The sequence below is a fragment of the Streptomyces sp. DvalAA-14 genome (genome assembly GCF_900091855.1).
Taxonomy (GTDB): domain Bacteria; phylum Actinomycetota; class Actinomycetes; order Streptomycetales; family Streptomycetaceae; genus Actinacidiphila.
The window spans coordinates 1-24,303 of sequence record NZ_FMCH01000160.1; the positions used below are offsets into that span (position 1 = coordinate 1).

At 72.2% G+C, this 24,303-nt stretch carries 28 protein-coding genes, 1 tRNA gene and 1 pseudogene; 18 read left to right on the top strand and 12 right to left on the bottom strand.

Annotated elements, in window-relative coordinates; all coding sequences use genetic code 11:
* Positions 1-140 precede the first annotated feature (140 nt).
* On the bottom strand, positions 141-1,367 hold the full coding sequence (locus tag GA0115240_RS07665) for a glycoside hydrolase family 26 protein (protein ID WP_093735900.1): 1,227 nt from the start codon (positions 1,365-1,367) through the stop codon (positions 141-143).
* Positions 1,368-1,694: 327 nt separating this feature from the next.
* Between GA0115240_RS07665 and GA0115240_RS07670 the strand changes: the two genes are divergently transcribed.
* Together GA0115240_RS07670 and GA0115240_RS07675 are read left to right on the top strand one after the other, a co-directional pair.
* Positions 1,695-2,126 carry a tyrosinase family oxidase copper chaperone gene (locus tag GA0115240_RS07670; protein ID WP_093735901.1) on the top strand — a complete coding sequence of 144 codons (432 nt, stop codon included), beginning with the start codon at positions 1,695-1,697 and terminating at the stop codon, positions 2,124-2,126.
* A gap of 21 nt (positions 2,127-2,147) precedes the next feature.
* Entirely contained in the window at positions 2,148-3,017 is an 870-nt protein-coding gene (locus GA0115240_RS07675; protein WP_093735902.1) for a tyrosinase family protein, read from the top strand.
* An 89-nt stretch (positions 3,018-3,106) separates the two neighbouring features.
* On the opposite strand, the gene GA0115240_RS07680 is transcribed toward GA0115240_RS07675, so the two are convergent.
* The gene (locus GA0115240_RS07680) at positions 3,107-3,373 is read right to left on the bottom strand and encodes a chaplin (protein WP_093735903.1); all 267 of its coding nucleotides are present in this window, start codon (positions 3,371-3,373) and stop codon (positions 3,107-3,109) included.
* Between the two features lie 151 nt (positions 3,374-3,524).
* Between GA0115240_RS07680 and GA0115240_RS07685 the strand changes: the two genes are divergently transcribed.
* Entirely contained in the window at positions 3,525-4,082 is a 558-nt protein-coding gene (locus tag GA0115240_RS07685) for a dihydrofolate reductase family protein (RefSeq protein ID WP_093735904.1), read from the top strand.
* A gap of 183 nt (positions 4,083-4,265) precedes the next feature.
* Here GA0115240_RS07685 and GA0115240_RS36705 read toward each other — a convergent pair whose 3' ends face one another.
* A complete protein-coding gene (locus tag GA0115240_RS36705) occupies positions 4,266-4,418 on the bottom strand; it encodes a hypothetical protein (RefSeq protein ID WP_161302077.1) in 153 nt (50 codons plus the stop codon).
* Positions 4,394-5,017 (bottom strand): hypothetical protein, encoded by a 624-nt coding sequence (locus GA0115240_RS07690; RefSeq protein WP_093735905.1) that lies wholly within the window; start codon positions 5,015-5,017, stop codon positions 4,394-4,396. Before GA0115240_RS07690 ends, GA0115240_RS36705 begins: the two co-directional genes overlap by 25 nt.
* 291 nt (positions 5,018-5,308) lie before the next feature.
* Here GA0115240_RS07690 and GA0115240_RS07695 point away from each other — a divergent pair, with 291 nt between their 5' ends.
* The gene (locus tag GA0115240_RS07695; RefSeq protein WP_093735906.1) at positions 5,309-5,821 is read left to right on the top strand and encodes a DUF5949 family protein; all 513 of its coding nucleotides are present in this window, start codon (positions 5,309-5,311) and stop codon (positions 5,819-5,821) included.
* A gap of 75 nt (positions 5,822-5,896) precedes the next feature.
* Here the strand turns inward: GA0115240_RS07695 and GA0115240_RS07700 are convergent, their stop codons facing one another.
* Together GA0115240_RS07700 and GA0115240_RS07705 are read right to left on the bottom strand one after the other, a co-directional pair.
* A complete protein-coding gene (locus GA0115240_RS07700) occupies positions 5,897-6,160 on the bottom strand; it encodes a hypothetical protein (protein WP_093735907.1) in 264 nt (87 codons plus the stop codon).
* A 233-nt stretch (positions 6,161-6,393) separates the two neighbouring features.
* The gene (locus GA0115240_RS07705) at positions 6,394-7,449 is read right to left on the bottom strand and encodes an alpha/beta hydrolase (RefSeq protein ID WP_202451135.1); all 1,056 of its coding nucleotides are present in this window, start codon (positions 7,447-7,449) and stop codon (positions 6,394-6,396) included.
* A gap of 118 nt (positions 7,450-7,567) precedes the next feature.
* On the opposite strand from GA0115240_RS07705, the gene GA0115240_RS07710 reads away from it, so the two are divergent.
* Together GA0115240_RS07710 and GA0115240_RS07715 are read left to right on the top strand one after the other, a co-directional pair.
* Complete coding sequence (locus tag GA0115240_RS07710; protein WP_093735908.1) at positions 7,568-8,182, top strand: TetR/AcrR family transcriptional regulator; 615 nt, start codon at positions 7,568-7,570, stop codon at positions 8,180-8,182.
* 236 nt (positions 8,183-8,418) lie between these two features.
* The gene (locus tag GA0115240_RS07715) at positions 8,419-9,549 is read left to right on the top strand and encodes a PD40 domain-containing protein (protein WP_093735909.1); all 1,131 of its coding nucleotides are present in this window, start codon (positions 8,419-8,421) and stop codon (positions 9,547-9,549) included.
* Between the two features lie 192 nt (positions 9,550-9,741).
* On the opposite strand, the pseudogene GA0115240_RS07720 reads toward GA0115240_RS07715, so the two are convergent.
* Positions 9,742-10,134 (bottom strand): annotated as a pseudogene (locus tag GA0115240_RS07720) (DUF1992 domain-containing protein); the annotation flags it as partial.
* 166 nt (positions 10,135-10,300) lie between these two features.
* A complete protein-coding gene (locus GA0115240_RS07725; RefSeq protein WP_093735911.1) occupies positions 10,301-12,013 on the bottom strand; it encodes a SpoIIE family protein phosphatase in 1,713 nt (570 codons plus the stop codon).
* Between the two features lie 212 nt (positions 12,014-12,225).
* Between GA0115240_RS07725 and GA0115240_RS07730 the strand changes: the two genes are divergently transcribed.
* A complete protein-coding gene (locus tag GA0115240_RS07730; protein WP_093712089.1) occupies positions 12,226-12,522 on the top strand; it encodes a type II toxin-antitoxin system VapB family antitoxin in 297 nt (98 codons plus the stop codon).
* A 21-nt stretch (positions 12,523-12,543) separates the two neighbouring features.
* Positions 12,544-13,317, top strand: coding sequence for a LytR C-terminal domain-containing protein (locus GA0115240_RS07735; protein ID WP_237554696.1), 774 nt, complete (start codon positions 12,544-12,546; stop codon positions 13,315-13,317).
* 55 nt (positions 13,318-13,372) lie between these two features.
* Here the strand turns inward: GA0115240_RS07735 and upp are convergent, their stop codons facing one another.
* Entirely contained in the window at positions 13,373-14,011 is a 639-nt protein-coding gene (gene upp / locus GA0115240_RS07740) for a uracil phosphoribosyltransferase (protein WP_093735912.1), read from the bottom strand.
* A 157-nt stretch (positions 14,012-14,168) separates the two neighbouring features.
* Here upp and GA0115240_RS07745 point away from each other — a divergent pair, with 157 nt between their 5' ends.
* From GA0115240_RS07745 to GA0115240_RS07775, 8 genes are all read left to right on the top strand, one after another.
* On the top strand, positions 14,169-14,357 hold the full coding sequence (locus tag GA0115240_RS07745) for a hypothetical protein (protein ID WP_093735913.1): 189 nt from the start codon (positions 14,169-14,171) through the stop codon (positions 14,355-14,357).
* 213 nt (positions 14,358-14,570) lie between these two features.
* A complete protein-coding gene (locus GA0115240_RS07750) occupies positions 14,571-15,104 on the top strand; it encodes a tRNA adenosine deaminase-associated protein (protein WP_093735914.1) in 534 nt (177 codons plus the stop codon).
* 47 nt (positions 15,105-15,151) lie between these two features.
* The gene (locus tag GA0115240_RS07755) at positions 15,152-15,586 is read left to right on the top strand and encodes a nucleoside deaminase (RefSeq protein WP_093735923.1); all 435 of its coding nucleotides are present in this window, start codon (positions 15,152-15,154) and stop codon (positions 15,584-15,586) included.
* A gap of 31 nt (positions 15,587-15,617) precedes the next feature.
* Positions 15,618-15,704: transfer RNA gene (locus tag GA0115240_RS07760), tRNA-Ser, on the top strand.
* A gap of 248 nt (positions 15,705-15,952) precedes the next feature.
* Entirely contained in the window at positions 15,953-16,117 is a 165-nt protein-coding gene (locus GA0115240_RS36710; protein WP_176725009.1) for a hypothetical protein, read from the top strand.
* 46 nt (positions 16,118-16,163) lie between these two features.
* Positions 16,164-16,457 carry a Dabb family protein gene (locus GA0115240_RS07765; RefSeq protein ID WP_093735915.1) on the top strand — a complete coding sequence of 98 codons (294 nt, stop codon included), beginning with the start codon at positions 16,164-16,166 and terminating at the stop codon, positions 16,455-16,457.
* 270 nt (positions 16,458-16,727) lie between these two features.
* Positions 16,728-17,549, top strand: a complete 822-nt coding sequence (locus GA0115240_RS07770) for an RNA polymerase sigma factor SigF (RefSeq protein ID WP_202451136.1) — start codon at positions 16,728-16,730, stop codon at positions 17,547-17,549.
* 168 nt (positions 17,550-17,717) lie between these two features.
* Complete coding sequence (locus GA0115240_RS07775; protein WP_093735917.1) at positions 17,718-18,566, top strand: RNA polymerase sigma factor SigF; 849 nt, start codon at positions 17,718-17,720, stop codon at positions 18,564-18,566.
* A gap of 39 nt (positions 18,567-18,605) precedes the next feature.
* On the opposite strand, the gene GA0115240_RS07780 is transcribed toward GA0115240_RS07775, so the two are convergent.
* On the bottom strand, positions 18,606-18,803 hold the full coding sequence (locus GA0115240_RS07780; protein ID WP_093735918.1) for a hypothetical protein: 198 nt from the start codon (positions 18,801-18,803) through the stop codon (positions 18,606-18,608).
* 60 nt (positions 18,804-18,863) lie between these two features.
* Here GA0115240_RS07780 and GA0115240_RS07785 point away from each other — a divergent pair, with 60 nt between their 5' ends.
* Positions 18,864-19,784, top strand: a complete 921-nt coding sequence (locus GA0115240_RS07785) for an aldo/keto reductase (protein ID WP_370673291.1) — start codon at positions 18,864-18,866, stop codon at positions 19,782-19,784.
* Positions 19,785-19,982: 198 nt separating this feature from the next.
* Entirely contained in the window at positions 19,983-20,444 is a 462-nt protein-coding gene (locus tag GA0115240_RS07790) for a PPOX class F420-dependent oxidoreductase (RefSeq protein WP_093735920.1), read from the top strand.
* Between the two features lie 91 nt (positions 20,445-20,535).
* Here GA0115240_RS07790 and GA0115240_RS07795 read toward each other — a convergent pair whose 3' ends face one another.
* The gene (locus GA0115240_RS07795; protein WP_093735921.1) at positions 20,536-22,956 is read right to left on the bottom strand and encodes a glycosyltransferase family 39 protein; all 2,421 of its coding nucleotides are present in this window, start codon (positions 22,954-22,956) and stop codon (positions 20,536-20,538) included.
* A complete protein-coding gene (locus GA0115240_RS07800; protein WP_093735924.1) occupies positions 22,953-24,257 on the bottom strand; it encodes a glycosyltransferase in 1,305 nt (434 codons plus the stop codon). Before GA0115240_RS07800 ends, GA0115240_RS07795 begins: the two co-directional genes overlap by 4 nt.
* Positions 24,258-24,303 lie beyond the last annotated feature (46 nt).

Sequence of the window (24,303 nt, forward strand, 5' to 3'; positions counted from 1 at the left end):
CGGCAGGCGCCTCCCCGCGGCTGCGGGCCTGGCGCGACCGCGTCCGGGCGCTGCGCTCCCGCCGGGGCGCGGCCGGGGACTGACCTCGGCTTGCGGGCACCGACCGCCACCGACCGCCGTCTGCTGCCGCTTCGGCCCGGCTACTTCGTGGCCGGCGGGAGCTTCTTCGGCTGGAGCGTCATGCAGACCTGCCCGCTGTCGTAGGTCTCCTTCATCGCGTCGCTGAGCGGCACCGAGACGCACGACTCGACCGGGGCCGCCGGGGCCGCCCGGTCGGTGCCCAGCAGCGCCCGGTACACCGCGGACGACTTCGGGTTCTTGGTGCAGTGCAGCACGCCGTGCGGGCAGTAGTCGGTGATCGCCTGGTAGAGCGGCTTGTGTGCGGTGATCCAGGCCAGCATCAGGTTCATGTAGTCGGGGTCGTCGCCGTTGCGGAACAGCCCCCACTCCGGATAGGAGATCGGCTTGTGGTGCTGGGCCGCGAAGGTCACCTGGGCCTGGAGGCCGTACGGCTCGATCACCTGGTCGTAGAAGGACTCACCGGGCGGCTGGTCGTAGGAGTCCATGCCGACGATGTCCACCGTCTTGTCGCCGGGGTAGCAGGAGGTCCAGGCGATGGCGTCGCGCCCCCTGTTGGGTGCGAAGTCGAAGCGGAGGTGCTGGCCGGGGACGGCGCGCATCGCGGTGACGATCCGGTTCCAGTACGTCTTCCAGTCGGCCGGGTCGGGCGCGCAGCGGTGGGTGTAGGTGGTGCCGTTCATCTCCCAGCCGAGCACGATCACCGTGTCGGGCACGCCGAGGGCGACCAGCCGCCGGGCGAGCGCGGTGAAGTGCTTGTCGTACGCGCCGCTCGCGCCGGCCCTGATCCGGCTGCGGACCTGCTGGTCGGACAGGTGCGCCTCGTTGTCCTGCTGCATGGGCACGTTGAGCACCAGCAGCCGGTCGGGGTCGGCCCGCTTCCAGTCCGCCCACGGTTGGAGCAGCGTCGCGCTGCCTTCGATGTCGGCCCAATGGGCGCCCGGCAGATAGGTGTGGCCGACCCGCATCTCGGTTCCGCCGAGCCAGGTCTGGAAGACGGACAGGCTGTGGACACCGTCCGGCCCGGAGTCGGTGAAGGCGCCCATGAGCGGCGGGAGCGACGGCTGCGGTGGGACGGACGGGACGGTGCTGCCCGCCGGTGCGGCGGGGGCGGTGGCGGGGGAAGCGGTGGACGACGCCGGACTCGCCGTCGGCTCGCCCGCCCCGGGGGAGGACCGCTGCGTCCGTACCCCGTCGCCGAGGGCGGAGGCCGCGACGCCGGCGAGCAGCAGCGCCGCGGTGACCGTCGCGGCGCCCGTTCTCGCCAACCACTCGCGTCCCTCGGCCATGTCGCTCCTCCGTCGTGGGCCACGGCGCACGATCACGCCTCCTGACGACCAGTCATAACGTAGGTTGAATTACCGCGCGCTTTGATTACGCCGACCGGGTTCCGCCGTCCGAAGAGATGAGCCGCGCTCCTTATTCCTGCTCCCCGCGCGCTTTCTGGCGGTCCGTCATCCGCATCCCCGAGCCGACGCCGTTCTCACTCGGACGGATGAATTCAGCTTTGGTGCTCATCGGAAATCCGCACTCTCACACCTGTGCGGCGGCATGATGTGCGGCGCCGCACGGTAAACCCTCAGCGGTGGACACACGCGGGTGAGAGGAGCCGGGCCATGGTGACGCGCAGACGGGTGCTCAGGACCGGACTCACGGCCGCGGCCGCGGTCTCCGGTACGGCCGCGGCACTGTCGCCGATGCTGGCGGCAAGCGATCGGAACCCGGCAGCGGCCACCCCGGGCGCGGTCGAGGCGGCTCTCGGCCCGCCCGGCGAACCGCCGCAGGACGACGAGGGCAGCAGCGCCCCGCTGTTCGACGAGGTGTACCGGAACCGCCGGATCCAGGGCTTCGCGTCGGACGCGGAAGCCGGCCTGGATGTCTTCGTCGACGGCAGACCGCTCCAGCTGATGCGGCGGGTGGACGGCAGCTGGATCAGCGTCGCCAACCACTTCCAGCCGTTCCTGACTCCGCTCGCCACCGCGCGGGGAGCCGTCGACGCCATCGGGCGCGCCGACCTGTCCCTGACGAACGCCGGCCACCACCACTGACGACGCCGAGGGGTCCGTGCCGTGTACACCCGCAAGAATCAGCGCAACCTGACCAGCGACCAGCGCACCCGATTCGTCAAAGCCGTGCTGGAGGTCAAGCGCCTGGGCCGCTACGACAAATACGTCTCGCTGCACAGCCGGTACTTCGCGGCCGACGGCGAGAGCGGTCTACGGGTGGCGCACATGGCACCGACGTTCTTCCCGTGGCACCGCCACTTCCTGATCGTCTTCGAGCGGGAGCTCCAGCTGATCGACCCCGGCGTCAGCATCCCGTACTGGGACTGGACCCGGGACAGCTCCGCGTCCTCGAAGCTGTGGGCCGACGACTTCATGGGCGGCAACGGGCGGAGCAGCGACGGCCAGGTGATGACCGGCCCGTTCGCCTACCGCAACGGCGGCTGGCCGATCGTCTTCGGCGTCACCGAGGAGCGCTACCTCACCCGGAATCTCGGCCGTCCGGACCGGCCGCTGAAACTGCCCAGCGCGGCCGAACTGACGGGGGCGCTGGCGATCGCGACCTACGACACGGCGCCCTGGAACTCGTCCCCGCACACCCAGGGCTTCCGCAACCGGATCGAGGGCTGGACGGTCAGCGACAAAGCGGGCGGTTATCTGCACAACCGGGTGCACCAGTGGGTGGGCGGGCACATGATCGGCGCGTCCTCGCCCAACGACCCGGTGTTCTGGCTGCACCACGCCTTCATCGACCTGATCTGGGTGCGCTGGCAGCGCCAGCACCGGACCTCGCGCTATCTGCCGGACCGGCCGCTGGGCGCGAAGGATCCCCAGCACGGGCGGGTGATCAGCAGCAATGAGCCGATGCCGCCCTTCGGCGTGAAGCCCTCGGCGGTTTTCGACCACCGGCACTACTACCAGTACGAAGAGAACTGACCCGCACCGCACCGCACCGCTTGCGCGGCGCGGGCGCGGAAACGGCCCCCGCGCCCCGGGCGGGGCGGGAGGCCGTTCGCTGACGCGAACTACATGTCGCCGCCCAGCACGTGGGACGAGACGTTCGCACAGGTGTTGCCGAACGCCGGGTTCAGCAGGCCGACCACGTCGATGGTGTTGCCGCAGAGGTTCACCGGAACGTGCACGGGCACCTGGAGGAGGTTGCCGGACAGCACACCCGGAGAACCGACCGCGGCGCCTCCGGCACCGGCATCCGCCGAGGCGATACCAGCACCGGCGGCCAGAACAGCACCCGCGGCAGCGGTGACAGCCGCAGCCTTCGCGATACGCGACATCAAGATCTCCCTGAGATGAAAACCAGCCGCATACCCTGCGGCTTTTGACGCTCTGCGCAACGGGGCCGGATCTCCAATAGTCACGCAAGTTGAGCTGAACCGGTGACGGCCGATCAGAATAAGCCGACGGAGTGAAGGAAGGAGTGGTCCGATGCGCAAGGTCACGGTGTTCATGTCGATGTCCCTGGACGGCTTCATCGAAGGACCGGGACACGACCTCGACTGGCACCAGGTGGACGAGGAGGTGCACCGTCATTTCAACGACCAACTGGAGGCGGCCGGTGCCTTCATCAACGGCCGGGTGATGTACGAGCTGATGGCCGCCTTCTGGCCGACCGCCGACACCGACCCGGCGAGCACCCCGCAGATGGCGCGGTTCGCCAGGATCTGGCGCGAGAAGCCGAAGATCGTGTACTCGCGCACGCTGCGGCGGGCCGACTGGAACGCCACCGTGCGGCCGGCGGTGGACCCGGCGGAGGTCGAGGCGCTCAAGGCCGAGCCCGGCGGGGATCTGACGCTGGGCGGCGCGGAACTGGCCGCGGAGTTCATGCGGTTCGATCTGGTGGACGAGTACCGGGTCTACGTCCACCCGGTCCTGGTCGGCGGCGGCAAACGGCTCTTCGGGGCGGCGGACGGCATCAGGACGCTGCGCCTGATGGAGTCGCACACCTTCGGCAACGGTGTGGTGCTGCTGCACTACCGGCGCTGACCGCCGAACGCGGCGCGGGCCGGGTGGGTGGCCGCGGGCAGGCGGCGGGCACGCGGCGGGCACCCGCGGGTGTCCGGACGGACGCGGGCCCGCGGCCGCTTCGTCGTGAGGTGACGGACGAAGGGGCCGCGGGCCTGGTACGGCTGCCGGGGCGGATGCCGGCGGCGGCTGCGGGGAGCCGGGTCAGGCGGCCGGCGCGGCGGGGAGCGCGGGCAGACCGCTGCCGCCGAGCACGATGGCGACGACCACGGCGACCAGACCGGTGACGACGTTGCCGGCGGCGCCCAGCAGGCCGGACACGTCGCCGGAGGTCACCGCCTTGAGCAGCGCGTCCACCGCGCCCTGGAGAGCGGTGAGGGCGTCGGCGGGGAGGTGGCCCGGACGGTCCGCTGGGACTGGTGCGAGACGCGGTCCGGGGCGTTGTCCGAACCGGGCGCGGCGGGCGCGGCGGGCGCGGCGGGCGCGGCCGGGGTGTTCGGCATGCCGGGCATGGCCGGAGAGGCCGGGGTGTTCGGGGTGTTCGGGGTGTTCGTGCCGCCGGGCATGCCGGGCATGGCGGGATCGGCCGGCTTGGCGGGGGCGGCCGGAGCGGCCGGAGCCGGCGGGGTGGCGGGCAGCGCCCGCTTCGCTGCCGCGATGGCCGATCCGAGCATCGCCGCGTCCTTCCGGACCGTTGCCGCGGAGGCCGGGCGGGCCAGCGCGTCCTGGACCATCTTGGCGGCCGGATCCGTCACCGGGCCGAGGCCGCCGAGTGTCTTGGCCCGCGCGATGAGGGCGTTAGCCTCGCCCGGCGCCGACGGCACCACCGGGTTGGCCGCGGACGCGGGGCGGTGGTGGGCGTCGGCGGAAGCGGACGTGGCGCTGAGCACGCCGCCGGTGAGTGCGGCGGCGAGCACGGTGGAGACGACCACGCCGGTGATCCGGTGGGTACGCATGGAGAAGGTTCCCTTCGGTGGAGTGAACAACTGCCGTCACCACCGTGAAAAACAGCTGGTCCTACCGCAACCGAAGCGCGTCCGCACGGCGTACGGGCAGGTGGCCCGCGCCCCGCAAGTCCGCCGTACGCCCACGTTGTTCGCCACCGGACGATCTTCGGCCGCCACTGCGCCGTTGGGGTACGCGGGTTCGGTGAGAACCCCACGAACGGGGGAATCCGGTGCCGTACGGTGGCCCGCTGAGGTGACATCAGCCCCGGACCGGGGTGGTCGGCGGTTAGGGTCCGGCCCATGAGCCAGACCAATACCGCCGCCGCATCGTCCAAGTCCTCCCTGCAGAGCCGGCTGGGCACCCTCGTGGTGATCCCGTGGGCCGGCGAGTACGCCGAGGACGGCGCCGACATGCCGTTTCTGATGGCCTATTCGCTGGGTGACGGAGTGGACGGCCCGGAGGCCGGCGAAGCGGCCGTGCTGGCCGCGGCCGAGGAGATCGGGCTGCCGGTGGGCGGCGCGATCCTCGATGTGTCGCGCGCGTCGCGGGCCCGCGTGACCGTACTCGTGGAGGGCGGCAAGGCCGTGCTGACCATGCCGTATCTGCACGCCTCCTGCCCGGTTCCCGACCAGTGGACGGCCGCGGCCCAGGCACGCAGGGCGGTGTACGTCATCCTCGCCAGCCGCCCCTGGCCGGAGGCGGCGCCCGGCTCGCTGGTCGCCGAACACACGCTGCGGAGCTTCGCCGGCGACCCGGAAGTGCTGGGCACCGCCGCGCACTTCCTGGTGCCGGTGAGCAGCCTCAAGGGCTGAGCACGGCAAGCGAGGAGGGGCACCCCACCGGGGTGCCCCTCCTTCGGCCCGCGCAGTACGGCTGCTGACCGGCGATCAGCCGTTGACCAGCTGATTCCCCGCGCTCACCGCGTCCGCGCCGGCCTGCACGGCGTTCTTGACGGCGGTGACCTTCTTCGCGACGCCGGTCTGGTTCATCACCCCGGAGGTGGCCGTGCCGGCCTGCTCGCCGGCGGTCTGGGCGGTCAGCGCCGTGCTGGCCAGCGTGGAGCCGAGGTCGGCGGCCTGTACGGCGGGTGCGCCAACGGCCATCAGGAAGGACCCGGCCGCGGCGGTGGTGAGGATTCGACGGATGCTCATGCTCGATACAACGTCCCCGCCCCCACCAAGGGCACGCCCTCACCCCCCAAACGAGCCCCAAGGGGCGCTGGGGGTACCCCCGGACGAAGTCTGGGGGAGGAACTGCGCGACCAGCCACCACGGACGCGCACCCAACCAGCCACCGCCAGCCGCCACGAGCCCCAAAGGGGCGCGAGGAACTGCGCGACCAGCCACGACGAACCCGCACCCAACCAACCACACGGGCCGCCGGCTCACTCCCCGGGTGCGCTCTTCGGCCCAGCGGGCGGCTCCGGGTCCGTGGGGTCTTCCGGCGTCACCGGCGGAGCGGGACTCACCGGCGGAGCCGGATCCACCGACGGCTCAGGAGCCGTGGGGCCCGCCGAGGCGACCGGGGGAGCTGCGGGAGCCGCGGGAGCGGGCGGATCCACGGGAGCGGCGGGAGCCGGCGTCACCGGCTCCTCCGCCGTCAGCGGCCCGCCCGCCTCCCCCGCCGAAGAGCGATGCGCCAGCGCCCACGACAGCGCGTAGTCGGCCACGTCCTCCCAGCCCTCGTGGAAGGCGGTGCCATGGTCACGGCCCTGATACGCCTTGTACTCGGTGAGCGCCTTCGACCTGCCGAACTTGGTGAAGTTCTCGTGCACGACCGCGGCCGGGACGACATGGTCCTCGGTACCGGAGACCAGAAGCAGCGGCGACCGGTCGCCATTGGTGAAGTCGACCTCCGTCGCGGAGCGACCCTTCGGCGTGAAGTTGGCCAGCGCGGCCTCGAAGAGCGGGCGGCCCGGGCCGGGAATCGCCAGCCGGGCGCGCTCCTCGGCGGCCTGCTCGGCGGAAACGGTGTTGGCGAAGGCGTAGTGGAACTGGCTGTCGTTGAGCGCGACCGCGCGCTTGCGGTTCGCCGGGTTGCTCAGCACCGGGAAGGAGGACCGCAGCGCGGCGAGCGGCAGCCGCAGTACCCCGCGCGGCTGGGCCGGGTGCAGGGCGACGCCGACCGTGCACAGACCCCGGTCGAGCAGCAGCTGGACAATCAGTCCGCCGAACGAGTGGCCGATGACGACGGGCGACTCGGGCAGCCCGCGGATGAAGGCGTCGTAGTGGTCCACCAACTCGGTGACGCCGATCTCGGCCGGGGCCCGGTCGTGGTCGAGCGGCTGGTCCAGCTCGGAGACGCCGGGCCAGGCGGGGGCGTGCACGGTGTGCCCCTCGGCGGTGAAGCGGTCGATCCAGGGCTGCCAGCTGTGCGGGGACATCCACAGGCCATGAATCAGGACGATCGTCGCCGGCGGCGCTACGGACTGTTCTGACATGCGGTTCTCCTTGTTGGGACGGTCCATACCCTGGCAGACAGACCGTTCTGTCCCTAGAATGGGTGTCCGAGTGATGAGTGTCAATCAGAGGGACAGAACGTCCTGTTACGTTTGGGTGATGAGCGGAGAGGCAGGAGAAACGGCCGTCGACCCGACCACGCGGCGACATGAGCACCGTAGGCCGCAGCCGCGCGAGCGGCTACTGGAGACGGCCTCGGCTCTCTTCTACGCCGAGGGCATCCGCTCGATCGGCGTGGACCGGCTGATCGCCGAGGCCCAGGTCACCAAGGCGACCTTCTACCGTCACTTCCCCACCAAGGACGACCTGGTCGTCGCCTATCTGCGTGGCCGCGACGAGGCGATCCGCAGCCGGCTGGCCGACGCCGCCGCCGGGGTCGCCGACGACCCCCGCAAGACCCTCGGCCTGCTGCTGGACGGGCTGGCCGACGAGGTCTGCGGGCCGGGTTTCCGCGGCTGCCCGTTCATCAACGCCGCCGCCGAGTACCCGGACGCCGCCCACCCGGTGCGCGCGCTGATCGACGGACACCGCGGGTGGTTCCGGGCCGCGCTGCTGGAACTGGCCGCGGGCTGCGGCCACCCCGATCCGGAGGTCGCCGCCGCGGCGCTGTTCCTGCTGCGCGACGGCGCCATGGTCGGCGGCTATCTGGACGGGGCCGGCGCCCGCCGGTCCCTCGCGCAGGCGGCCGGCGCGGTCGTCGGCGGGGTGCTCTGACCGCCGTCCGCGGACCCCGCGAAAGGACGCACGCCGCGATCGCACCCGGATCGCCCAGGGGTTGCCCGGCGGTTGCCCACCGGTCGCCCGGCGCTCGCCGACAGGCCCGCGGCGCCCGGCCCGCCCTGTAGCCGGTCCGTGACAACGCCCGCACCGGCTGGCGACGTTGGCTTGGGACCCTCGGCTCAAGACCGTCGGCGCGAATGCCGCCGCCACTGTGCCAGGGGGAAACCACCATGCCCGTCCGAAGCCGCCGCCGTATCGCTGCCGCCATTGCCCTGACCGCCGGCCTCACCGCAGGCGCCTGCCTGCTGTCCGCCTGCGGCCCGGATGACTCCGTCGCCGCCAACAGCGGTTCTCCTGCCGCTGGTTCGGGTTCCCGTTCGGGAGCGCCGACGGGCTCGGCGTCGGAACCGGCGCCCGGATCGACATCCACGTCGGCATCGGCATCCGCATCCGACAGGCCGGGCAGCGGCACCGGCTCCGCCCCGGGCGCGGGAACGACCGCCCGGCCGGCCGCCTCCGCCGCCCCGCTGCAGAACGGCACGGCCGGCAACGGCCTGACCATCAGCGACGGCACCCGCTATGTGGTGATGAACGGCACCCGCGTCGACTTCGGCACCGCCGTGCGCGACCTGTCCTGGTCCCCCGACGGCAAGAAGGCCGCCTTCATCGACGGCGACGGCGACCTCGCGGTGGCCCGCCCGGACGGCACCGGCCGCGTCGTCGTGGCGAGGAACCCCGGCAACCAGAACTGGTCCCATCCGACCTGGCAGGTCCGCCCGCGCAACGCCCAGACCCAGCTGCCGGCCATCAGCAATCTGCTCTTCGCGGTCCGCACCGCGGCCGGCGTCTCCCGGCTGTACGGCGTCCCCTCCGGCTCCGTGCACGGCACGCCCAGGGTGCTCGCCCTGCAGGCGGAGCCCGGTGAGCACACCCCCGCCCTGCCGCAGACCGGCAACGTATGGCCCAGCGCCGGCGCGCAGTACGGCAACGCGGTGTACGCCAACACCGGCGACGGGAAGGTCTACGTCCGCGACGACAACCTGCGCCAGCAGGGCAGCGCGCTCACCACCGGCTCGGAGCCGGCGACCAGCCCGTACGACAACGGCGGGGACATCGTCTTCGTCCGCTCGGTCGGCGGCCACGACCACCTGTTCGTGGAGCACGAGACCAACAGCGGCGCGGTCGTCCAGGACCTGACCCCCAGGGCCACCACCGACTACACCGAGCCCGCCTGGTCGTCGAACGGCACGCTGATCGCCGCCCGCACCCCGGCCGGCATCGTGACGCTGCCCGCCGACGGCTCGCACGCACCGGTCAAGGTGTCCGGCTACCTGGGGCTGCCCGCGTTCCGCCACTCCTGACCGACCGCGCGCGAGGGTTGCGAAAGTCCGGGTCGGGGGGTCGGCGCCGCCTCACAGCGCGCGGCCGCGCCACCTCCGGCCCGGCTTTCCGGCCCGCCGAGCGTCCCGCCCGGCCGCCCGCGTCCCGTCCGCTTCGCCCTGCCGGTCCCCCGGCGGCTCCCCCTGACGTCCCCCGTCCCGCCGCTCGTCCCCGCGCGCCTCCCGCCAGTCCGCGACGGCCCGCTCGACGTCGAAGGGCTTCAGGTTCAGCGGCGGGCCCTGCGGCGGGCGCCGGATCGCGGCCTCGATCTTCTCGTTGATCCCGTTCAGGATCGACCGCACCTGCCGCTCGGAGCGGGCCGCGGCCACCGCGGCTGCCGCGTCCTCCGCCTCCTTGCGCAGGATCAGCGTCGGCGGCAGCACCGAGAGCCCCTCGCGCTGCATCTTGCCCTTGATCCACCACAACTCGTCGTAAGGGGTGTCCAGCGACGGCAGCGGCTTGCCCGCGCCCGGCAGGTCGGCGAACGCGCCGCGCTCCTCCGCCTCGCGGATCTGCTTGTCGACCCAGGTCTCGAAGGGGACACCGGGCGGCTTGCGTTCGGTCATCTCGCACTCCTCGGCTCGGTGGACCGCCGTCAGCACCTTCGAGGCTACAAGCCGGTCCCGCCGACCGGAATGACGGCGCCGCGCCGGCCGGAACGCGACCGCCGGACCACCGGCCGACCCGCCCTGACCGGCCCTGTCCCGTGCCTGCGGCAGCCGGGCCGTCGCCCTACTGCCGGGCGCGCGCGGCGAGCAGCGCCACGTCGTCCTCGGCCGCGCCCGGTGCCAGGCGGCGCACGATCCCGGCCAGCAGCGCGTCCAGCGGACCGGTGGCGTGCTCCATGGTCAGCCCGGCCAGCCGGGACAGCGAGGCGTCGATGTCCTCGGTGCGCCGCTCGACCAGGCCGTCGGTGTACAGCAGCAGGATGTGCCCGGGATGCCAGGGCACGTACACCGTCTCGTACTCGCCGTCGAGGTCCGCGCCCAGCGGCGGCCCGGGCGGCACGTCCAGCAGGGTGATCCCACCGGTGGGCGTGATCACGGCCGGGGGCAGGTGTCCGGCGCTGGCGAACCAGGCGCCGCCGCGCAGCGGGTCGGCCAGGCCCAGCAGACAGGTCCCGGGGCGTTCGGTGCCGGCCGCGGACAGCACGGCGTCCATCCGGCGCAGCATCTGGCCGGGCCGGTCGGCCATGGTGGACACCACCCGCAGCATCGCGCGGTAGTGGCTCATCTCCACCGCCGCCTCCACCCCGTGCCCCATCACATCGCCCATGGCCAGCAGGGTCATCCCGCCGGGCAGCGCGAGCGTGTCGAACCAGTCGCCGCCCACCAGGTCGGTCTCCCCGGCCGGCAGATAGCGGGTGGCGACGTCGATCCGCGGGTGCGGGGCGCCGGGGGTGGCCAGCAGCGCGCGCTGCAGCTCGACCGCTATGCCGTGCTCGCGGCTGTAGCGGCGGGCGTTGTCCAGGCTGATCGCCGCCCGGTCGGCGAGCGCGCGGGCGACCGCGACGTCGTCGTCGTCGAAGCCCGGTGAGGAGCCGGCCCTGATCAGCGTGACGGTGCCGAGCTGGTCGCCGCGGGCGGACAGCGGCACGATCAGCCCGGAGTGGATGTGGGCGGCCCGGTAGGAGGCGACCTCCTCGGCGCGGGGCGTGGTCTCGCTCAGCTCCTCGTCCGGCAGCAGGTTCAGCACCACCGGCAACCCGGTCTCCAGGCAGCGGGGCACCGGCGAGCCGCGCCGGTAGTCGACGTACTCGCCGGGCTTCATGAACCCCTCGGCGTACGCCCACAGCTCGGGCCGGCCGGCGAGCGCGGCCCGCCGCAGCCGCAGGGTGTCGGGTGGCGGCGACGGCTGGCCCTCGCCCAGGCCGGAGGCCAGCACGTCCACGCCCGCCGCGTCCGCCATCACCTCGACCAGCAGGTCGGCCAGCTCCTGACAGGTCCGGTCCATCTCCAGCGTGGTACCGATCCGGACCGCGGCGGCGTCCAGCAGCAGCAGCCGCTCGCGGGCCCTCTCCAGCTCGCGCTGGATCTCCCGGTCCGCGCTGACCTCCAGGATCACCGCGCCGATCCCCAGCACCCGGCCGTCCGCGTCCGTCAGCCGCTGATAGCTGCCCTGCCAGTAGCGCGTCGGATGCGGCGACGCGGCGTGGGTCTGCCCGGTGGAGACCACCTCCCTGGGCACCCCGTCGGCCAGCACCTCCAGCAGCCTGTCCTCTCTGGCCGCCACCCCGGGCACCACCTCGGCGATCGTCCGGCCGATGTGCTCGGCGGCCGGCACCCCGTTGATCCGGGCCAGCGCGGGATTGACATACCGGTAGCGCAGCTCGGTGTCGAGGACGGCGACCCCGGCCTGGGTGCCGTGCAGCAGCGACTGCCAGAGCCAGTCACCGAACGGTGGGCCGCCGGCCGGACCCGGCGGCGGAGGGAGGATGGGCGGCATCGGTCTCCCTCCTCCTCGGGCTGCCGGCACGGTCCGTACTTCCGCTGTCCGTAGGTTCCACAGTGCGGGCAGGGCGGCGGATCGGCGATTCAGGGCGGGCCAGCGGGTGCGGCGGGGGCGCCGATGGTGGTGCGGATGGGAAAGAGGGGCAGGTTGCGGCACAAGCCGCCCTACTGCTGCGCCCGGACAACCTTGGCCGGTAGGCTTTCCGTGTGATCTTCAAGCGCATCGGAAACGGGCGGCCGTACCCGGACCACGGCCGGGTCAGCACGCGCGAGTGGGCGGACGTCGCCCCGCGTCCCGTGCGGCTCGACCAATTGGTGACCACCAAGGGCCAGCTCGACCTCGAGACTCTCCTCGCCGAGGATTCCACGTTTTACGGGGATCTGTTCGCCCATGTCGTGAAATGGCAAGGCGACCTCTATCTGGAGGACGGTCTGCACCGTGCGGTCCGTGCCGCGCTCCAGCAGCGGCAGGTGCTGCATGCCCGGGTCCTGGAGATGGACTGACAATCCGCTTACGCTGCGCTCATGAGCATGCTGACCCCCTCCGGGATGGGTGGGAAGTACCGGGTCACCGGTAACGCGTATCCGAGGATGCGCCGGCCCAGACGTCGCGGCCGTGTCGTGGCGGCGGTGATCGCCTCGGTGGTCGTCCTCGGCCTGTTCGGCTGGGGGGCACTGCAGCTCTTCGACGTCTTCAACGGCAAGGGCGGCAACCAGGCCCAGGCGGCGCCGCTGAACAAGCCGAGCTGCAAGCCGGTGCCGGCGCCGACGCACACCGGGAAACTCGCCCCGATGCCGCAGCCCTCGGCGATCACCTTGAACGTGCTGAACGCCACCTCGCGCGGCGGACTCGCCAAGTCCACCGCCGATCAGCTGGCCGCCCGCGGCTTCAAGGTGGCCAAGTTCGGCAACGCGCCCGACGGCTACGACCAGAAGGTCACCCAGACCGCGCTGCTGGTCGCGGGCCCGGCGGGCGAGGCGGCGGCCCGGGAGGCCGGCACCCAGGTGGCGGGCTCGTCGGTGAAGATCGACCCGGCCCGCAAGGGCAAGACGGTCGACCTGCTGATCGGCGACGGCTACTCGGCACTGGCCTCGCCCGCGGACGCGGCCAAGGCGCGGGTCATCGCGGCCAACCCGCCGCCGCCGAAGCCGGTGTGCGCACCGGCGGGGGCGACCGGCGGGAAGGGCGGCACGGACGGCAAGGGCGGTACCGGCAGCAAGGCCGGTACCGGCGACAAGGGCGGGCCGGGCGCCGCGGGCAAGAAGCCGGCCAAGGCAGGCAGCCCGACCCACCACTGATCAGGTTTTCCTCCATCGTCCGGCTGCTTTCGACCGGCCGTCGTGTGGCGGCGGGTCAGCCGCCGGCCGTCCCGTACAGCCGGTCGCCCGCGTCCCCCAGGCCCGGGACGATGAAACCGTGCTCGTTGAGCCGCTCGTCCAGCGCCGCGGTGACCACGGTGACCGGCTGCCCCGTCAGCTCGCGCTCCATGACCTGGACGCCCTCCGGCGCGGCGAGCAGGCACAGCGCGGTGACATCGTCCGCGCCGCGGTCGATCAGCAGCTTGATCGCCGTCACCAGGGTGCCGCCGGTGGCCAGCATCGGATCGACCACGTAGACCTGCCGGCCGGACAGGTCGTCCGGCATGCGGGTGGCGTAGGTCTTCGCCTCCAGGGTGTCCTCGTCGCGCACCATGCCCAGGAAGCCGACCTCGGCGGTCGGCAGCAGCCGCACCATGCCGTCGAGCATGCCGAGGCCGGCCCGCAGGATCGGCACCACCAGCGGGCGCGGGTGGGACAGCCGCACCCCGCTGGTCGGCGCGACCGGGGTGCGGATGTCGACCGGCTCGGTCCTGACGTCCCGGGTGGCCTCGTAGGCGAGCAGCGTGACCAGCTCGTCGGCCAGCCGGCGGAAGGTCGGGGAGTCGGTGCGCTCGTCGCGCAGGATGGTGAGTTTGTGCGCGACCAGCGGGTGGTCGACGACGTGGAGACGCATGGGCACGACTGTATCCGGCGCCTCCCCGCGTGCGCCGGGCCGTACGCCCCCGCGCCCTTCTGCGCCCGGCCCGGGGTAAACCGCCCGATGGGGGGAAAGTGGATCAACAGGCCCGGTGCGCCTCCCGGGTGACCCGAACGGCGAGGACGGTGGCCCGATGCCGGACGTGCCCGACAGCGAGCAGGACCCGCACGAGGACGAGCGCAATCTGGAGCGGCGCCGCAGGCGCGCCCTGTTCCTGCGCGAATTGAACGAGGCCAAGGCGCTGCGCGAGCGGGTGCAGCCGCGACGCGCCCGGGCGGCCCGGATGCGCCAACAGATGCGGATGCGGACCTTCCGCTGGTGACGGTGGACGGTCATTCCGGTGTCACAACGGCCCGTCTCGATCGAGGATTTACCTGGATCTGACGAAGACCTGGCACGTCGCGGTGCGGAAGACTCCTCGTAGCGCCCCGGTTTCTGCCACGATGCCGAGTGGGTGGGACCATGGTGACGCCATCATGAACGGCCGAGCGGTCCTACCCGGTCCGGACGGCCTGAGACCTGTGGGAGAGTCACGGTGTACTTCGCCGCACTGCTCGCGCGCACCGAGGACGGTTGGCAAGCGAGCGAACCCGATCTCGACGATGTGGAAACCCTCGCCGATCTGAGCGATCTGGCCCGCGCGGCCGGCGACGAGGAGGAAACGGTTCTGGTCTTCATCGAACAGGAGGACGCCTGGTTCGGCGTCATCCGGATCGACGGTGAAGAGGACCCCAGAATCTATGTGTCCGACGCCGCGGCGGCTTCCCGCAGCTCGTACGGGGAGATTCTGCTCACCGACGAGGTGCTCGGCCGCGACCCGGAGGACCTCGACGACCTGGTCGATCTCGACGGCACCGAGGACGGCGACGACGACGCCGGCACGGTGACCGACCACTCCGAAGACCACGTACCGGTCGGCCCGCTCGGTGACACCGAGCTGCTGGCCGACCTGGGAATGAACGGCAAGGAGCTGCTGGCGCTCAGCGGCGACGGCGCCCTGACCGGCGAAGCCCTCGGTGAGATCGCGGACTCGCTGGGCTGCGGCGACGTGCTGGAGGCGGTCCGCTGACCCCAGCCGACACTCCGGATCCCGTGCGTGACCGCTGGGTGCCCGCGATGCGGCTCGCCCTGGCGGAGGCCGAGCACGCCCCGCTCACCGGCGACGTCCCGGTGGGCGCGGTCGTGCTGGGCCCGGACGGTTCGGTCATCGCCTCCGCCCGCAACGAGCGCGAGGCCACCGGTGACCCGACCGCGCACGCTGAGGTGCTCGCCGTCCGCCGCGCCGCCGCCCACCTCGGCCAGTGGCGGCTGACCGGCTGCACCCTCGTCGTGACCCTCGAACCGTGCACCATGTGCGCGGGCGCGATCGTCCTGTCCCGCCTGGACCGCGTCGTGTACGCCGCCCCCGATCCCAAGGCCGGCGCGGCCGGCTCCCTGTGGGACCTGGTCCGCGACCGCCGCCTCAACCACCGCCCCGAGGTCGTCGCCGAAGTCCTCCCGGACCCCGCCGCCGCCCTGCTCACCCGCTTCTTCCGCCCAAACGGTTTCTGAGCACGGCTGAAGGTGGGCTAGGATTCCTCTCGGTAGCGTGTCCGAGCGGCCTAAGGAGCACGCCTCGAAAGCGTGTGAGGGGGCAACCTCTCCGTGGGTTCAAATCCCACCGCTACCGCTCTGAGCAGTGCATGACGAGAGGCCCCACCGCACGCGGTGGGGCCTCTCGTCATGTCCGGCCGCGGCCGCCGGGCGGGGGACCTGCCGGCAGGCGTTCCCACCAGCCAGGCCCACCGGGCGCGTTGGGCTTGGCGTATTGAATGATGATGGGGGTGGTGCCCCGCTGCTTACGCCGTTCGGTGGATAGACTCCACCGATTGCACACTTGTGACCGGTGCGGACCCGCGGCTGGGGAGGGCAAGGAGCATGGCGCAGGCGAGGAAGATCACCATGTACGTACTGGTCATCTTCGTGCTCTACACGATCATCGACCAGCCGGCCCGGGCCGCCGATCTTGTCCAGGTAGGGTTCGAGGGCATATCGAACGCCGCCAAGAGCGTCGGGAAGTTCATGCACGACCTGGCCGACTAGGGCGGCCCGGAGCACGCGCGGACAACGCGGGGAGAACGAGGTTTCCATGATCCGGCATCTGGTGCTGTTCAAGCTCAACGAGGGCGTGCGGCGGGACGAGCCGCGCGTCGTCGCCGGGGCGCGCGGCTTCGCCGAGCTCGGCGCGAAGGTCCCGGGCGTGGTGTCCTGGGAGTGCGGCTGGAACGTGACCGACCGGCCGATCGCCTACGACTTCGCCATCAACTCCTCGGTCGAGGACACGGACGCGCTGAAGCGCTATCTGGAGCATCCGGCGCACCAGGCGGCGGTGGCGCCGTGGACCGACTTCGCCACCTGGGTGATCGCCGACTACGAGATCTGACGCCGGGCGCCGGCCCGGCCTGTCGCCCCGCCGCCGCACCCCAAGCCCTTCGCGCACCCCGCGGAGGGCTTCTTCGTACCCCGGCCGCGCAGCCGCCCCACCCTTCGTCCCACCCGTCCGGCCCCCCGCAGGAGCGGTCTTCAGCGGCCGCCGGCGGCCCTTGGGTCGTACAACACGGCAATATGCGGTGCTTGCACAAAGCACACATGAATTGTGATGCTATGACCGCTTTTGACGGATGTGTGGACCGATGAGGGGTGTGGAGTGCCGATGTCGGCCCGTACGGCGTCACCAACGTATCCGCGCGGCCGGACGCGAACGCCCAGCACCAACGCGGCGGACGCCCGGGCGCTCACCCAGGTGCTGTTCGAGCAGTTCAGCAAGCTGGAGGCCGGCACCCCCGAGCACACCCGGGTACGGGCGGCACTGATCGAGGTGAACCTGCCGCTGGTGCGCTACGCCGCCGCCCGCTTCCGCAGCCGCAACGAGCCGATGGAGGACGTGGTCCAGGTCGGGACCATCGGGCTGATCAACGCGATCGACCGCTTCGACCCGGAGCGCGGGGTGCAGTTCCCCACCTTCGCGATGCCGACCGTGGTCGGGGAGATCAAACGTTACTTCAGGGACAATGTGCGGACCGTGCACGTACCGCGCCGACTGCACGAGCTGTGGGTCCAGGTCAGCGGGGCCATCGAGGATCTGACGGTGCTGCACGGCCGCTCCCCGACCACCGCCGAGATCGCCGAGCGGCTGCGGCTGTCCGAGGACGAGGTGCTGGCCTGCCTGGAGGCCGGCCGCGCCTATCACGCGACCTCGCTGGAGGCCGCGCAGGAGGGCGACGGCGCCCCCGGCCTGCTCGACCGGCTCGGCTACGAGGACCCGGCACTCAACGGAGTCGAACATCGCGACCTCGTGCGCCACCTGCTGGTGCAACTTCCCGAGCGGGAGCGGCGCATCCTGCTGCTGCGCTACTTCGGCAACCTGACCCAGTCACAGATCAGCGCTGAGCTGGGTGTTTCCCAGATGCACGTGTCCCGTTTGCTCTCCCGCAGCTTCGCCCGGCTGAGGTCCGCAAACCAGCTCGAAGCGTAACCGATAGGGATTAAGCCACCTGCACAGATATGTCGACTTGGCGCTACAGCGTGTTGCCGACATGTGACATTCTGCGGATACCGCGTTTGTCGCGAGCGAGCCTCCGGTATTCCAGTGGAGGAAACAACCGTCGCTCGCGACACCCGTCCGCGACCTCAAGGGGGTGGCATGTCCGTACAGGTGGGCAGTCCCAAGGTGCTCCGTCAGGAACGTCATGACGCAGTGGCACCGTCCGAGTCCCTACACACCGAGGCCATCGACACCCGTACGCTGTCCCGTTCGCTGTTCCTGCGCCTGGCCGAACTCCCGGTGGACAGCCCGGAACGCACCTACGTACGTGACACGCTGATCGAGCTGAATCTGCCGCTGGTGCGGTACGCGGCCGCTCGGTTCCGCAGTCGCAACGAGCCGATGGAGGACATCGTCCAGGTCGGCACGATCGGCCTGATCAAGGCGATCGACCGGTTCGACTGCGAGCGCGGGGTGGAGTTCCCGACCTTCGCGATGCCCACCATCGTCGGTGAGGTGAAGCGATTCTTCCGCGACACCTCCTGGTCGGTGCGCGTCCCCCGCCGGCTCCAGGAGCTGCGGCTGGCGCTGACCAAGGCCAGCGACGAGCTGTCGCAGCGCCTCGACCGCTCCCCGACCGTGGCCGAGCTGGCCACCTGCCTCGGGGTGTCCGAAGAGGACGTGGTCGACGGCCTCGCGGTCGGCAACGCGTACACCGCCAGCTCGCTGGACTCCCCGCCGCCCGAGGACGACGGCAGCGAAGGCACCCTCGCGGACCGCCTCGGCTACGAGGACACCGCCCTCGAAGGGGTCGAGTACCGCGAGTCGCTCAAGCCGCTGCTGGCCCAACTGCCCCCGCGCGAGCGCCAGATCATCATGCTGCGCTTCTTCGCGAACATGACGCAGTCGCAGATCGGCGAGGAGGTCGGCATCTCCCAGATGCACGTCTCCCGGCTGCTGACCCGCACCCTGGCCCAGTTGCGCGACGGGCTGACCGCGGAAGCCTGAGGACGTGACGGGAGTGGTCGCCGGCCCGGTCCGGCCGCGTTACTTCATCGCGAGAGCGACCACTCCGACAATCACCACCAGGGCGACGATCACACCGATGATCAGCCCGGCCCGGCTACGGGTCTCGGCCCGCTGCACCTGGGCGGGCGGCGGCTGCTCGTCGACGAAGGCGCGGAACATCTGCGTGTTGCCCGCGGGGTCGTAGTTGTTGTCCGGCTGCGGCGTGGGATTCGACATGGGGCCTGACCCTAGCGTGTCGGCGGAATACCGTGCACCCCCCACCCGTTGCGCATGGTCATGGCACGCATTGGCAACTCCGAACTCGACGTCTTCCCCCTGGCCCTCGGCGCCAACGTCTTCGGCTGGTCGGCCGACGAGGCGCAGTCCTTCGCGGTGCTGGACGCGTTCGCGGCCGGCGGCGGCGACTTCGTGGACTCCGCGGACCTCTACGGCAAGGGCGGCGGCTCCGAGACGATCATCGGCAAGTGGCTGGACAGCCGGGGCCGGCGCGACGACATCGTGGTCGCCACCAAGGTCGGCGGGCACACCGACTTCAAGGGCTTGAAGCCCGAGACGATCAAAAAGGGCGCGGAAGCCTCCCTGCGCCGGCTGGGCGCGGAGCATATCGATCTCTACTACACCCACTTCGACGACCCCGAGGTGCCGGTCGAGGAGATCATCACCGCGCTGGACGACCTGGTGAAGGAGGGCAAGGTCCGGACCATCGGCGCCTCCAACATCTCCCCCGAGCGGCTCGCCGCCTCGCTGGACTTCTCCGAGCGCGAGGGCCTGGCCCGCTACGAGATCATCCAGCCGCACTACAACCTGGTCGAGCGGGACAAGTACGAGGGCCCGCTGGCGGACCTGGCCGCGGCCCGCGGCCTGTCCGCGGCGCCCTACTTCGGGCTCGCGCTCGGCTTCCTCACCGGCAAGTACCGGCCGGGCGGCCCGGCCGTGGACAGCGTCCGGTCCGAGCGCGCCGCCGTCTACCTGACCCAGGAGCGCGGCCCGAAGGTGCTCGCCGCCCTGGACGAGGTGGCCGCCGCGCACGGCGTCGAGGTCGCCTCGGTCGCGCTGGCCTGGCTCGCTGCCCAGCCGACGGTGCTCGCGCCGATCGCCAGCGCCCGCACGGTGGAGCAGGTGCCGGCCCTGCTCGCCGCCGCCGAGCTCGAACTGACCGCCGAGGAGATCGCGTCCCTCACCGAGGCATCCGCCTGAACTCGGCCCGCCCCCGGTGCCGCTCCGGACCAGCCGGCCCGCGCTGACGCCGTACCGGCCCGCCCGCCTCCCCTGACCGGAAGCGGGCGGGCCTGCGACCGTGACCTTACTCTCAGCGAGGGCATGGCAGCTGTCCCCTGCAACGATCCGCGCCGATCCGGTCCGGCGAGCCGCGACCACGCGTCGTACAGTGCCCGCATGGCTCCCAATATCGCCACGAACACCGACGTCACGCTGGAAGAGCTGCTGGACTTCGTCCGCCCGCGGCACCACGCGATCCTGCTCACCACCCGCGCGGACGGCCGCCCCCAGGGCTCGCCGCTGACCTGCGGGGTGGACGACTCCGGACGCATCGTCGTCTCCACCTACCCGGAGCGGGCCAAGACCCGCAACGCCAAGCGCGACCCGCGGGTCAGCCTCATCGTGCTGTCCGACGACTTCGGCGGTCCCTGGGTCCAGGTGGACGGCTCCGCCGAGGTCATCGACTCCCCCGACTCCGTCGAACCCCTGGTCGAGTACTTCCGCACCATCTCCGGTGAGCACCCGGACTGGGCGGAGTACCGCGAGGCCATGGTGCGCCAGGGCAAGTCCCTGATCCGGATCACCCCCGAGCGGTGGGGGCCGGTCGCGACCGGGGGCTTCCCGGCGCGGCTGGCGTAGCGGGGCGCGGGGCTTCCCTTCCGCAGTCGCGACACACGACACGGCGGGGCCCCGGACCGGTGGTGACCGGTCCGGGGCCCTGCCGGCGCCGTCAGCTCGCGGAGGCGGTGCCCGAGCCGGCGGGCGCCGCGGCCTTGGGCGCCGTCAGGTCGTAGACGGTGGTGCCGGCGACCGTCGTGGCGGTGTAGTGCGCCTCGACCCAGGCGGTGATCTGGCCGGCGGTGCCGCTGCCGCCGGCGCCGCCCATGGCGCCGCCGCCGAAACCGCCACCACCACCCGTGCCGCCAGCCGGGCCGCCACCCGTGCCGCCACCGATGAAGTAGTGGATGCGGCCGGCCGACACGTCGCTCCGGAATTGGGCCAGGGTCGGGGACGGGTCGCTGCCGTTGAAGCCGCCGATGGACATCACGGGCTTGCCGGTGGCCAGTTGGTAGCTCGCCTGATTCTGCGAGCCGATGGCCGCCGCGACCCAGGTGTAGTGGCCGGCGTCCGCCATGAGCAGGGACTTCATCGCGGAGCCGACCTTGGTGCCGCTCAGCAGGCCGCCCATGCCACCACCAGCGCCGGGGGCGCCGCCACCCTGGCCCTGGCGGAAGAAGCGGGGCATGGTGCCGTTGGTGCCGCCCTGGGCGCCTTGGGTGCCCTGGGTGCCTTGGGTGCCTTGGGTGCCGCCCGCGCCGTTGGTACCGCCCGTGCCGCCCTGGGTGCCGCCACCGTTCTGCCCCTGGCCCGGCTGTCCCGGTTGGCCCGGCTGTCCCGTCGTACCCTGAGCTCCGGGCGCTCCCGGTGCGCGACCGGGCGCGCCGCCCGGGAAGCCCCCGGTGGGACGCCCGCCGGCGCCGCCGAACATCCGGCCCCCGCCGCCGCCCGGCCCGCCCCTGGCGTCCTGGACCGCGGGACCGGCCGTCACGATGGAACCGGCGTGCGGCGTGCTCACCGTGTCGAGCGTGTACGCGACAGGTCCGCCGAGCGCGGCACCCAGTCCGACCACTGCCGCGACGACGCCGATCCGCGCGCCCATCCGTCCAGCGGTCCCTGCGCCTGTCTCTGCGGCCGTATCTGCGCTCGTCCCGCCAGTCGCCCGCCCCGCCCGGAACAGGCCGGGCGCCGCGCCCACCAGCAGCCCCGCCGCGGCGACGATCCCGGCCACCACGACGGCCACCCGCAGCCACGGGTGCCAGGACGGGGAGCGGTCCAGCAGCACCGCCGCCCAGATCGCGGTGCCGAGCACGGCCGCGGCCAATGTCGCCGCCGCCGCGATGTGGGTGCGGCGTCGCCACAGCAGCGCCGCGCCCATGCCGACCAGCGCCGCGATGTAGGGCGCCAGGGCGATGTTGTAGTACTGGTGGAAGATCCCGGACATGAAACTGAAGGTCGCGAAGGTCATCAGCAGCGCGCCGCCCCACAGCAGGAACGCGGAGCGCTGCGGGTCGGTCCGGGCCGCCCGCCGGGTGATCCACAGCCCGGCGACCAGGCATACAAACGCGGCTGGCAGCAGCCAGGCGATCTGACCACCCATGTCGGATCCGAACAGCCGCCCGATGCCGGTCGCGCCCCACCGTCCGCCGCCACCGGGACCGCCGCCGCCCCCCACACTGCCGGTCTCGTTGCCGGTGATCCGGCCGAAGCCGTTGTAGCCGAAGGTCAACCCCAGGAAGCTGTTGTCCTGCGAGCCGCCGATGTACGGGCGGGACGACTTCGGCCACAGCTGCACGATCGCCACCCACCAGCCGCCGGCCAGCAGCATCACGCCTGCCGCATAGAGGAGTTGGCGTAGCCTGCGGCCGAGGGAGGTGGGCGCGCAGACCCCGTAGACCAGGGCGAGCGCGGGCAGGATCAGCCACGCCTGCAGGGTCTTGGTGAGGAAGGCGAGGCCGAGAACGGCGCCGGCCCACAGCAGCCACTTGGTGCGGGCGTCCTCCAGGGCGCGCAGCACGCAGGAGACGGCGGTGACCATGAGCAACGCCAGTAGCGCGTCGGGGTTGTTGAAGCGGAACATGAGCGCGGCGACCGGGGTCAGCGCGAGGACCGCGCCGGCCAGCAGGCCCGCGCCTGCGCCGAACCTCCGCCGGACGGCCGCGTAGAGCACGCCGACGGTGGCGACGCCCATTAGCGCCTCGGGCACCAGGATCTGCCACGAGCCGAGGCCGAACAGCCGTACCGACAGCTCCATCGGCCACAGTGAGGCCGGCGGCTTGTCGACGGTGATCGCGTTGGCCGCGTCGGAGGAGCCGAAGAAGAACGCCTTCCAGCTCTGGCTGCCGGCCTGGACCGCCGCCGAGTAGAAGGAGTTGGCGTATCCGGAGGCGCTCAGGTCGTACAGGTAGAGCGCCAGCGTGCCCAGCAGCAGCGCCAGCAGGCCGGGGCGGGCCCAGGCAGGGTCCCCGGGGTGGCCGCGCCGCAGCCGGCCCAGCCGCGACATGCCGGGCGCCGGAGCGGGGTCGGCGGCCGCGGTGCGGGCGTACTCCGCCGGGGCGTACCGCGGCGGGGGTGTGTTGCTCGGCGCGGTCATGCCGCACTCCTGACGTCGTCGGGGTCGGTTGCGGGGCCGGTTACGGGGTCGGTCGCGGGGCCGGCCGTGTCGTAGGCGGCGGCGGGCCGCTCCGGGAAGAGCCAGGCCCGGAAGAGCAGGAAGCGCAGTACCGTCGCGGCGAGATTGGCCGCTACCAGCACCGCCAACTCCGTTTCGTGCGAGGGCCGGTGGGTCGCCGCGTGCAGCGCGGCGAGCGAACCGCTGGTCAGCGCGAGACCGATGGCGAACACCACCAGCCCCTGCGCCTGGTGCCGCACCGCCTGATCCCGGCCGCGTACCCCGAAGGTGAGGCGGCGGTTGGCGGCGGTGTTGGCGAACGCGGACAGCAACAGTGCCAGCGCGTTGGCCGGTTGCGGCCCGAGTCCCTGCCGGAAGAGGAAGTACAGGCCGAGGTAGGCCAGGGTGCTCAGCGCGCCGATCGCGCAGAAGCCGACCAGCTGCCGCGCCAACCCGGAGGGCACACCGGACAGTTCACGGTCGCGCGGATCGTCGCCGAACGGCCGCCGCAGCCGGTCCAGCGCCAACTGACCGGTCGCCAGGGCCCGTCCGATCCGCACCACGCCCCGCAGGTCGTCGGCCGCGGTCCGGACCAGATCGACGCTGCTGTCCGGGTCGTCCACCCAGTCCACCGGTATCTCGTGGATCCGCAGGCCCGCCCGCTCGGCCAGCACCAGCATCTCGGTGTCGAAGAACCACCCGGTGTCCTCGACCATCGGCAGCAGCCGCTGCGCCACATCGCCTCGGATCGCCTTGAAACCGCACTGGGCGTCGGAGAAGCGGGCCGCCAGCGAGCCGCGCAGGATCAGGTTGTAGGCCCGGGAGATCAGCTCGCGCTTGGCCCCGCGCACCACCCGCGCGGAGCGGGCCAGCCGCGAGCCGATCGCCAGGTCGGAGTGCCCGGAGATCAGCGGGGCGACCAGCGGCAGCAGCGCGTTGAGGTCGGTGGACAGATCCACGTCCATGTACGCCAGCACCGGCGCCTCGGACGCCGTCCACACCGTGCGCAGCGCCCGGCCGCGCCCCTTCTGCTCCAGCCGGAAGGACTCCACTTCGGGCAGTTCCGCGGCCAGCGCCTTGGCGAGGGCCTGCGTCAGGTCGGTGCTGGCGTTGTCGGCGACGGTGATCCGGAAGGGGTAGGGGAAGGTGGCCGTGAGATAGGCGTGCAGGTCGCGTACGCACCGCTCCAGGTCGTCCTGCTCGTTGTGCACGGGGATCACGACGTCCAGGACGGGCGCGAGGGGCCCGGCCGGGGCGGCGGGCACGGCGGACGCGACAGGCACGGCCGACCCGGCCGGGGCGGCGGACGCGGCCGGGGCGGCGGACGCC